7 protein-coding genes and 1 tRNA gene are annotated in these 10,710 nt (G+C 50.7%); 5 read left to right on the top strand and 3 right to left on the bottom strand.

The genetic code is table 11. The annotated features are described in order from the left end of the window. Position 1: 1 nt before the first annotated feature. From MPB2EB_RS05880 to MPB2EB_RS05870, 3 genes are read right to left on the bottom strand one after another with little or no spacing between them, the layout of a single operon-like run. Positions 2-3,088 carry an efflux RND transporter permease subunit gene (locus tag MPB2EB_RS05880; RefSeq protein WP_185181424.1) on the bottom strand — a complete coding sequence of 1,029 codons (3,087 nt, stop codon included), beginning with the start codon at positions 3,086-3,088 and terminating at the stop codon, positions 2-4. Between the two features lie 7 nt (positions 3,089-3,095). Next, positions 3,096-6,203 carry an MdtB/MuxB family multidrug efflux RND transporter permease subunit gene (locus MPB2EB_RS05875; protein WP_185181423.1) on the bottom strand — a complete coding sequence of 1,036 codons (3,108 nt, stop codon included), beginning with the start codon at positions 6,201-6,203 and terminating at the stop codon, positions 3,096-3,098. Then, positions 6,200-7,420, bottom strand: a complete 1,221-nt coding sequence (locus MPB2EB_RS05870) for an MdtA/MuxA family multidrug efflux RND transporter periplasmic adaptor subunit (RefSeq protein ID WP_185181422.1) — start codon at positions 7,418-7,420, stop codon at positions 6,200-6,202. Before MPB2EB_RS05870 ends, MPB2EB_RS05875 begins: the two co-directional genes overlap by 4 nt. A gap of 262 nt (positions 7,421-7,682) precedes the next feature. Between MPB2EB_RS05870 and bamC the strand changes: the two genes are divergently transcribed. The 5 genes from bamC (at position 7,683) to MPB2EB_RS05845 (ending at position 10,674) form a co-directional block, all read left to right on the top strand. Beyond that, positions 7,683-8,798: an outer membrane protein assembly factor BamC gene (gene bamC / locus MPB2EB_RS05865; protein ID WP_185181421.1), complete on the top strand. Its 1,116-nt coding sequence runs from the start codon at positions 7,683-7,685 to the stop codon at positions 8,796-8,798. Between the two features lie 61 nt (positions 8,799-8,859). Further along, positions 8,860-8,944: transfer RNA gene (locus tag MPB2EB_RS05860), tRNA-Leu, on the top strand. Between the two features lie 130 nt (positions 8,945-9,074). Next, entirely contained in the window at positions 9,075-9,434 is a 360-nt protein-coding gene (locus MPB2EB_RS05855) for an NADH-quinone oxidoreductase subunit A (RefSeq protein ID WP_026921270.1), read from the top strand. 60 nt (positions 9,435-9,494) lie between these two features. Then, the gene (locus MPB2EB_RS05850; protein ID WP_185181420.1) at positions 9,495-9,971 is read left to right on the top strand and encodes an NADH-quinone oxidoreductase subunit B family protein; all 477 of its coding nucleotides are present in this window, start codon (positions 9,495-9,497) and stop codon (positions 9,969-9,971) included. A 61-nt stretch (positions 9,972-10,032) separates the two neighbouring features. Beyond that, positions 10,033-10,674 (top strand): NADH-quinone oxidoreductase subunit C, encoded by a 642-nt coding sequence (locus MPB2EB_RS05845; protein WP_185181419.1) that lies wholly within the window; start codon positions 10,033-10,035, stop codon positions 10,672-10,674. The last annotated feature ends 36 nt before the right edge of the window (positions 10,675-10,710 follow it).

Below are 10,710 nucleotides of genomic sequence, written 5' to 3'. Positions count from 1 at the left end.
ATTAGGCCTGCTGTTTTACGAACCATCCGCGTAGCCGATCCAGATATAAATAGACAATGGGTGTCGTATAAAGGGTCAGAATCTGGCTAACGCATAGTCCGCCAATAATTGCAATACCAAGTGGGCGGCGTAGCTCAGAACCTTCACCCTGGCCAAATGCCAGCGGCAGTGCGCCAAGCATAGCCGCGCAGGTGGTCATCATAATCGGCCGGAAACGCAGTAGGCAAGCATTGAAGATGGCGTCGCGTGTGGTGTCGCCGCGGCGTGTGGCCGCGATGGCGAAATCGACAATCATAATCGCGTTCTTTTTGACGATACCAATTAAAAGCGTGACGCCAATCAATGCGATTAAATTAAACTCGGTGCGGAATAAGAGGAGTGCAAGCAAAGCGCCAAGGCCAGCTGAGGGGAGCGTTGAGAGGATCGTAAGAGGGTGAATTGTGCTTTCATATAGAATGCCAAGCACGATGTAGACCGCAACAATTGCCGCAAGAATCAAGAATGGCTGGTTTGCTAGCGATTTTTGGAAAGCCTTTGCGGTGCCTTCAAAGCTACCGTGGATATTGGCTGGCACGCCGATTTCGTTCATCGTATCGTTAATCATTGTGGTTGCATCGGATAGCGATTTGCCAGGGGGGAGATTGAACGATAGAGTCGTCGCTGCAAAGAGTCCTTGATGGGACACGGCAAGTGGCGTATAGCTCGTTTGATAAGAGGCGAACGCGGATAATGGCACCATGCTTTGTGCCGTATTGTTATTCGATGTGCTGAAATAAATATCGTTGAGTGCCGTGGGATTCTGTGTATAGCGTGGGGCAAGTTCCATAATCACTTGATACTGATTCAACGAGTTATAGATGGTCGAGGCTCGCCTTTGGCCAAAGGCATCGTAAAGTGTGCTGCTGATTTGTGCTGGTGTAATGCCCAAACGCGCTGCTTTGTCGCGATTGATGACAATCATATTTTCCAGCCCTTTTTGCTGTAGGTCGCTATTGACGTCGGTCAGGGTATCCTTACGCTGTAGCGCTTCTGCCAGTTTTTGCCCCCACAGGTAGAGTTCAGCCGATGATTCTCCAAGTAAAGTGAATTGATATGACGCATTGCTTTGTCGGCTTCCAAGACGAATATCCTGGGAGACATACAGAAAAGCCCGACTGCCGGCCACAGCGCTGAGTTTTGAACGTAGCCGTTCGATCACTTGTGCAGCCGTCAACTGGCGTTCAGCCCGTGGTTTTAACGAGATGATCATGAAGCCTGCATTGCTGCGCCGTCCACCGATGAAGCCGGCTAATGTGTCAACCGCAGGATCGGATTTGATGATTTCCATTGATTGCGCGAGCTTTGTTTTCATGAGCTGGAATGAGATATTTTGATCGGCCCGGATGTTACCGACCAAGAGCCCGGTATCTTGTTGCGGAAAAAAACCTTTGGGGATTGCGGTATATAGATAAATATTGAGTGCGATAGTGGCAATTAGAAGAGTTCCGATCGATCTGGGATGCTGTAATGACCAGTTTAGAGAATCTCGGTAGCCACGCTGTAAAGCATCGAAGCAATATTGACTTGCTCTTGCCAGTCCTTGCGCTGGTTGCGCGGTTGATTTTTTTGTGCGCGCGCGCAAGAAGCGCGAGCACATCATCGGCGTTAGCGTAAGTGATACGAGCAGCGACATGCCAATCGCCAGCGAGAGTGTCAGCGCAAATTCTCTAAAGATCCGCCCAACAATGTCCTCCATGAATAAAATAGGAATAAAAACGGCAACCAGCGAAATTGAAATAGACAATACGGTAAAGCTGACTTCGCGCGCTCCTGCTAGCGTTGCGCGTAAAGGGGATTTCCCGGCTTCGATATGGCGTGAAGTATTCTCGAGCACAACAATTGCATCGTCGACGACAAAACCCGTTGCGACCGTGAGCGCCATTAATGACAGATTATCCAGGCTATAGCCAAGCAGATACATGGCGCTAAGAGTGCCGATGAGCGAAATGGGCACGGCCAGACATGGAATCAGAGTTGCTCGCCCATCGCGTAAAAAGGCGAAGACAACAAAAACGACCAGGCCGACCGCAATCGCGAGCGTATATCCGGCATCTTTTAAAGAAGCACGAATCGTTTTAGTGCGATCGGCGAGGGTTGTAATTTTGACGTCGGAAGGCAGCGTAGTTTGCAGTTTAGGGAGTAGCATCTTTACGCGGTCAACTGTTTCAATAACATTCGCTCCAGGTTGCCGGTATAAAATCACCAGCACGGCTGGTTCATTATTCAACAAGCCAAGCGTACGCACATTTTCAGTGGCGCGGGTGACATAGCCCACATCCGCTAATCGTACTGCCGCGCCGTTACGGTATGCAATGATCAGGTCACGATACTGGCTGGCCTGGGTCGCCTGGTCGTTCGTATAGAGTTGATAGCGCTGCGCGCCATACTCTAGGGCGCCTTTGGGCATATTCTGATTGGCTGCAGCAAGTGTCGTGCGCACCGTCTCCAGCCCAATTCCATACTTAAATAACGCATGTGGGTTAAGTTCAATGCGCATCGCCGGGTTTGCCGAGCCGCTTACCGCAACTTCACCAATGCCGGGTATTTGCGCTAATGCTTGCTGTAGTACGGATGCAGCGGAATCGTAGATCTGGCTGCGCGTCAGAGTTTGCGAGGTGAGCGCTAGGATTAAAACAGGCGTGTCAGCTGGATTGACTTTGTGATAGCTGGGGTTTTGTTTCAAATGGCTCGGCAGATCAGCGCGCGCTGCATTAATTGCCGCCTGTACGTCACGTGCGGCGCTATCGATATTTCGCTTGAGTTCGAATTGCAAAATAATTTGCGCCGAGCCGGTTGAGCTGACCGAACTCATTTCGGTTACGCCATCGATTTGTCCCAGGCGGCGCTCAAGCGGACTGGTGACGCTGGTGGCGACAACTTCGGGGCTGGCTCCGGGCAGGCTCGCCTCTACCGAAATGGTTGGAAAATCAACTTGCGGCAGCGGCGCCACAGGCAGTTTAAAAAAAGCGAAAACGCCAGCAAGCACGATGCCTGCTGACAGCAGCGTCGTGGCAATTGGGCGAGCAATAAACGGACGCGATAAATTCATACCGGGTTCAAGATTGGGCTTTTTTGAAGCGTGTTGCTAAGCGGTCGAAAGCCAGATAAATCACAGGTGTTGTAAAGAGGGTTAAGACCTGGCTCACAATCAATCCGCCAACAATCGCGATACCCAGCGGCCGACGCAGTTCGGCACCAACGCCTGAGCTGAGCATTAACGGTATTGCACCAAAAAGTGCCGCAAGGGTGGTCATTAAAATTGGCCGAAAGCGGAGTAGACAGGCCTGATAGATAGCGGCCTGTGGCGTGAGTTTTTGCTTGCGCTGCGCTTCGAGAGCGAAATCGATCATCATAATCGCGTTCTTCTTAACGATGCCAATTAACAGCACAATGCCGATGATAGCGATGACATCCAGTTCGTGGCCGCTTATCATGAGCGCTAGCAGAGCTCCAACGCTGGCTGATGGAAGTGTGGATAAAATCGTGACAGGGTGGATAAAACTTTCGTAGAGCACGCCAAGCACGATATACATCGTGATCACCGCCGCCAGAATTAAAAATAACTGGTTGGTGAGCGAGGCTTTGAAGGCGAGCGCTGCACCTTGAAAACGTAGCGTAAATGAGCTGGGTAGTCCAATCTCAGTAGAGGCCTTTTCAATCTCCTGGACCGCGGTGCTGAGCGCGGCATTGGGGGCTAGATTGAAAGAGACGGTAGCAGCTGGGAATTGGCCAAGATGGTTGATAACCAGCGGCGCACGCTGTTCGCTGAGGCTGGCAATCGCGGTGAGGGGAACTTGGCCATTTGTAGAAGTTGTCGATGGCAAATAGATCGAGCCAAGTGTGGCAAGTGCACTCATGCCCTGCTGAAATGCCGGATCGGCTTCCAGTATGACTCGGTACTGGTTTGACTGGGTGAAAATAGTTGAGATAATGCGTTGGCCAAAAGCCGTATAGAGCGCATTATCTACGGCTGCCGGCGTGATACCAAAACGCGCTGCTTGATCGCGGTCAATTTTTACGTAAATAGACAACCCCTTATTTTGCAAGTCAGTCGCGACATCAGCGAGAACCTTGGACTGTGTTAAGCGCGCGATCAACTTGGGTAACCAGGTCTCAAATTCATCCAATTCAGTGTTTTGTAAAGTGAATTGATATTGCGTGGGGCTAACGGTTGCATCAATTGCCAGATCCTGTACCGGCTGCATATAAAGTGACATGCCGGCGACAGAGGCGACGCGTTGCTGCAAGCGTCGAATAATTTCACTGGCATGGGCTGAGCGTTGCTTATGGGGACGCAGATTAATTAAAAAACGCCCACTATTTAAGGCAATATTTGTTCCATCAACGCCAATCAACGAAGAGAGGCTGAGCACATCCGGGTCTTTCAAAATCTCAGTAGCCAGCTCTTGCTGGCGCTGCGCCATTGCGGCATACGAAGTAGTTTGGGACGCTTGCGAAATGGCTTGAATAAGGCCTGTATCTTGCACCGGGAAAAATCCCTTCGGAATAAATAAATACAAGAGCACGGTGCACAGTACTGTGCCTAGCGCGAGGATGAGCGTGTGTGTTTGATGAGCCAGCACCCAGGTTAGAGCTCGCCCATAATAGGCAATCGTGGCTTTGAAAAAAGCCTGGGTTTTGGCGGTCATTGTTCGCTGGCGGGGGAAAGTGTTTGACGCAGATGTAGCAGTAGGGAGTAGATAGGCGCACATCATTGGCACCAACGTGAGCGATACCAGCGCCGAAATTAAAATAGCGACCGCTAAAGTGAGCGCAAATTCATGAAACAATCGGCCGACTACATCTTCCATAAAAAGCAGTGGAATCAGTACTGCAAGCAGCGAGATCGTGAGAGAAATGATGGTGAAGGCAATTTGCTGAGAGCCTTTGAGTGCGGCTTGTAGCGGACTATCGCCTTCTTCAATGAAGCGCGCAATATTTTCGATCATCACAATTGCATCATCGACCACAAAGCCGGTTGCAATGGTGAGCGCCATCAAAGACAAATTATTCAGTGAGAAGCCCCACAGATACATGATGGAAAGCGTGCCGATCAGCGATAAAGGAACCGATAGACTGGGAATTAAAGTGGCATAGAAGTTTGCTAAAAATACAAACATTACCAGCACGACGAGCGCAATCGCTAGCACCAGCTCAAACTGCACATCGCGCACTGAAGCGCGAATGGTTGTGGTGCGATCGGTCAGTACGGTAACCTGCACTGCTGCTGGCAGTGCTTGGTTTAATTGGGGGAGTAAGGCCTTGATATGGTCTGTGGTCTGGATAACATTGGCGCCAGGTTGACGTTGTACATTCAGGATCACAGCTGGGGTTGTATTGACCCAAGCGCCCAGCTTGTCGTTTTCTGCACCTTCAATCACGGTCGCCACATCAGCTAATTTAATCGGCCGGCCATTTTTATAAGCGATAATCGCTTGCGTATATTCTTGAGTGCTTTGCAGTTGGTCATTTGCGTTAATCGTATAGGCGCGTGAGGGGCCGTCAAAACTGCCTTTGGGTAGATTGACATTGAGCACGCCCAGCGTTGTGCGTAACTGCTCCAGAGTCAGGCCGTAAGCGGCCAGCGCGCGTGGATTTGCGCGAATCCGCACGGCGGGCCTGTGTCCACCGCTCAGACTGACTAGGCCAACGCCTGAGACCTGAGATATTTTTTGTGCTAACTGGGTGTGCGCGAGATTTTGCACCTGCGTTAATGGCAACGTAGCCGAAGTCAGCGCAAGCGTTAGAATTGGCGCATCGGCTGGATTGATTTTGGCATAAATGGGCGGAGCGGGCAGGTCGGAGGGAAGTAAATTGCTCGCGGCATTGATGGCTGCCTGTACTTCTTGCTCAGCGCTATCAAGCGGTATTTCAAGATTGAATAGCAAAGTGATGATGGAGGCCCCAGCTGAGCTTGCTGAGGCCATCTGTTTCAGACCTGGCATCTGGCCCAACTGGCGCTCAAGCGGGGCGGTAATTGACGACGTCATCACCTCGGGGCTGGCACCGGGATAAAAAGTTTGCACTTGAATTGTCGGATAATCCAGGGCTGGCAAAGCGGAAATAGGCAAAAAGCGGAGCGCCACCAAACCGGCCAACATAATGGCCGCCATCAATAAGGTGGTGCCAACTGGCCGTAGAATAAAGATGCGTGAGGGATTCATGCTGGTTGGGAGGGGGCAATGGCGATTTTTGTGCCTTCGCGCAAGCGGTCTGCGCCGTCAATCACGACCCGCTCTCCTGGCGCTAATCCAGTTTTGATGCTCGTGTACTCGGCTTTAACTGGGCCGGTTTTAAGCGTGCGCACGGAGACCGTGTTATCGGGATTGATGACATATGCATAGCTGCCGAGCGAACCGTTTTGAATGGCTGCGCTAGGTACAATAGCTACGCCCTCTAGCGTATCAACCAGTAGATTGATGTTAACGAACTGGTTTGGGTAGAGCATATCGTTTTGATTAACGAAGTGCGCCCGCAATTTTACCGTGCCAGTCGCTGGATCAATTTGATTATCGATGGTTTTCAGAAAACCCGTTTCAAGTACTGTGCTGCGGTTGCGATCATAAGCAGATACAGGTAACTTTTGCGTGGAGCGTAAGCGTTTGAGGACGGTGGGTAGCGTGTCCTCCGGTAAACTAAAAATAACGCTAGTCGGCTGCATTTGAGTAATCACGACGATGCCACTGCCATCGTTCGGTTGTACATAATTACCCACATCAACTTGCCGTAGGCCAACGCGACCGCTAAGCGGGGAGGTAATGCGGCAATACGTTAGATTCAGTTGGTACTGGTCGACTTGCGCCCGATCTGCTTGTACGATACCCAGATATTGCTCAACCAGGGAGGCTTGATCTGCGACTTGCTTAGCTGAGATCGAATCCTGTTTCAACAAAATTTGGTAGCGCTTAAGATCCGCTTGCGCTTGTTTCAGTAAAGCTAGATCTTTAGCAAGTACGCCTTGCGCATTTTGTAAGTTAATTTGATGCGGCCGCGGGTCAATTTGCGCGAGCAAATCGCCTTTTTGCACAAATTGCCCTTCTTTGAACGTAATTTTCATCAGCCTGCCTGCAACTTGCGTTTTTGCTGTGAAGCTGGCAAGCGGGGTGACGGTGCCTAGCGCATTGAGTTCAATTGGCATGGCACCGCGCATGACTTGCGCAATTCGTACGGTTTGTACTTGGTCGCTGCCTAGGCGTGAGCTGCTATGTCCTGTAACGGGTGCATTGGCGTGAGCTAAATAGAGCCATCCACGCCAGATGAGTAGCGCGAGCGTGAGCGCGCAAAGCGTGAGCAGGAAGATGCGCCGTCGCATGCCGTGCAGCTTCTTAAGCCCTTGTAAAAAAAAACGCTTTTGATCTGTAATGCGTTTTCCCGCGGTCATGTGATTTTCCTTTAGCGTAGCTTTTTCACGATGTTCTGACTATCGGTAACTGGGCGCGCGCCGCAAACGCGGCTGCTTCGCTTATAAACGCTATAGCGTACACCAGATAAGACGAAAAAGTTATCAATGCGGTATAACGCGTTGTTTAAATCTTTCTTCGAGCGAGCGCAATGCGTCAGCTCATCGCAAGCACCATGCTAGAATCTAGAATTACTGTGGCCTTTGCGCCAGAGTTCTTCTGATTTATACGGCGGTTTTTTGAATGATCCAATCTACTGTGATACTTCGTACAGTGGCGTGTTCTATATGTGTTCTGGCGCTAGCCAGTTGCAGCACGCCTAATCCTAGCGCTATTGATTATCAAGGTGCAGCAAAAACCAAAATCACGCCGCTCGTGCTGCCGCCTGATATGGCGCAGACTGTGGCTCATCAGCGCGGTCCCGCTTCTAATGGCACCGTAACGCTCTCTTCCTATTTGCGTCCTGAGCGGGTCGCCATGCCGTTTGAGTTGGCGCTTGAGCCGCTGGTAGGGATGCAGATTGAGCGTAAAGGGCGTCTGCGGAGGTTGCTGGTGGAACAACAAACTCCGCAGCAGCTATGGCCGCAGATCCGTCAGTTTTGGCAAGCGCAAGGCTTTGCCATAACACTTGACTCGCCTGAGCAGGGGGTGATGGAAACGGATTGGAAAGAAACCTATGCCAAGATTGACCAGGGCATGATTCGCAACACGCTGGCCAAAGTGTTACCGGGCGCTTATGTGACGGGTGAAAGAAATCGGTATCGCCTACGCTTGGAGCCGCGTGCGCAAGGAGGGGCCCATATCTTATTAAATCAGCAGGGTATGCATGAGGTATTGATTGGGCGTAACAAAGAAACGAGTGAGTGGCAAAACACGCCAAATGATCCAGTGCTTGAGGCTGAATATCTACAGCGTTTGATGTACGCGCTGGGGCCGCATAAAGCGAGTCAAACGCAAGCGGTAGCGGCGCAAGATCCCTCAGCTTCTGCCGCTCAGCTAAACGCGGCTTCCCCGGTTAGCGGGTCTCAAATCGATTTCGCTGAGCCATTTGAGCGGGTTTGGTTGTATATAGGCTATGCGCTTGAACGCAGCAACTTCACGCTTGAAACCGGCAACCGCGCACAGGGCATATACACCGTGCGTTATGTTGACCCGGCCGCTTTGAATGCGCCTCAACCTGGTTTTTGGCGTCAAGTTTTTCATGGCAAAAAAGAGCAAGTAGCGAAGCAATACAAGCTGCGCGTGCAGGCCATGACCCAGACTACAACCCATGTCGCTGTGGTCAATGAAGCGGGCGAGATCGATGCTTCCCCATCAGCGCAACGCATCTTAGCGTTGCTGGCTGATCAATTGCATTGAATAATCACGGCGAACACGTTAGAATCTCTGCTTTGCAGTAATTTGCGTGAGCAGAACCTGTGCCGACGTGGTGAAATTGGTAGACACGCTATCTTGAGGGGGTAGTGGCGCAAGCCGTATGAGTTCGAGTCTCATCGTCGGCACCATGTATTTTTTAATGTCAGCTTGTTAGCTTATGTTTGGGTTGGCATGATTGCTTGAATATATAGATATAGGGTTATGTCAGCGGGCGCCCAGCAGCGTTCGTGAACTAGCCTAGAACGATAGAGGATTGTCTTGAACCTCACAGCCTGGTTTCCTGTTTTGCTCTTTATCCTCACGGGCGTGGGCTTGGGTATGGTACTGCTCGGTATTGGCAAAGTACTTGGTCCTAAGCGCCCGAATAGCGAGAAAAATGCACCTTACGAGTGCGGCTTTGAGGCATTTGAAGATGCGCGCATGAAATTTGATGTGCGCTATTACTTAATTGCAATCCTGTTTATTATTTTTGATCTAGAAACCGCCTTTCTTTTTCCGTGGGGTGTCGCGTTAAGGGATATTGGCTGGCCGGGTTTTCTCGCGATGATGATTTTTCTGTTGGAGTTCGTGCTCGGTTTCGCTTATATCTGGAGAAGAGGCGGGCTTGACTGGGAGTAATCAGAGTGCAGCGGCAGGTGCGGATCGCATTGATGTCAAGCTGGAGCGGAGCGCAAAGTTATGAGTATTGAAGGTGCCCTAAAAGAAGGGTTTATCACCACGACCGCGGACAAGTTGATTAATTGGACACGTACCGGCTCATTATGGCCGATGACGTTTGGTCTTGCTTGCTGCGCGGTTGAAATGATGCATGCGGGTGCGTCCCGTTATGATTTAGATCGCTTTGGCGTTGTGTTTCGGCCTAGTCCGCGTCAATCCGACGTGATGATTGTTGCGGGTACGCTGTGTAACAAAATGGCGAGCGCTTTGCGCAAGGTTTATGAGCAGATGGCGGAGCCGCGTTGGGTGATTTCAATGGGCTCATGCGCAAACGGTGGTGGTTATTATCATTACTCGTATTCTGTGGTGCGAGGGTGTGATCGCATTGTGCCGGTTGATATTTATGTACCAGGCTGCCCACCAACGGCCGAGGCTTTAATTTACGGCATTATTCAGTTGCAGGCTAAGATCACGCGCACGAATACGATTGCGCGCTAGGTTTTCTGCAATACGCTTAAATCAGATTTTGATACGGTACTTAGAAGTGGGGCCTTTCTCGATGACAAACAAGCTCGAAGCGCTGATGGCGAATCTCGAGACAGTATTGGGTGCTGATTTGCGCATCAGTCATGCGTTTGGGCAGATCACGGCCGTGGTGAAAGCAGGCGATTATCTTAATGTAATGCGTCAACTACGGGATGAGCCCTCGTTGCGTTTTGAGCAAATGCTTGATTTGTGTGGGGTCGATTATTCAGCCTGTGCCGAAGAGGCTAAAAGCAAGCTGATGGCGGATCAAGGTGAGTCCGCGTCGGCTCGTTTCGCCGCCGTATTACAACTGATCTCGATTACGCATAATTGGCGTTTGCGCGTCAAAGTGTTTGCGCCCAATAACGAATTCCCAGTCCTGCCTTCGGTTGTCCAAATTTGGAACTCAGCTGACTGGTATGAACGAGAAGCATTTGATTTATTCGGTTTAGTCTTTGATGGGCATCCTGATTTGCGCCGGATTTTGACCGACTATGGCTTTATCGGCCATCCATTTCGCAAAGACTTCCCCGTGTCAGGTTATGTTGAGATGCGTTACGACCCTGAACAAAAACGGGTGGTTTACCAACCTGTAACCATCGAGCCGCGCGAAATTATTCCGCGCGTGATTCGTGAAGAAGGCTACGGTGGTTTAAAGCCAGGCCAATCTCATTAACTCAGACTACAACGGATTAAAGCGAAGATTAAGTTG

Origin of the sequence: Mycoavidus sp. B2-EB (assembly GCF_014218255.1) — a bacterium.
In the GTDB taxonomy this organism is placed as follows: Bacteria; Pseudomonadota; Gammaproteobacteria; order Burkholderiales; family Burkholderiaceae; genus Mycoavidus.
Note: the sequence above shows the minus strand (reverse complement) of the source record. Positions and strands in the feature narration are given on the sequence as shown.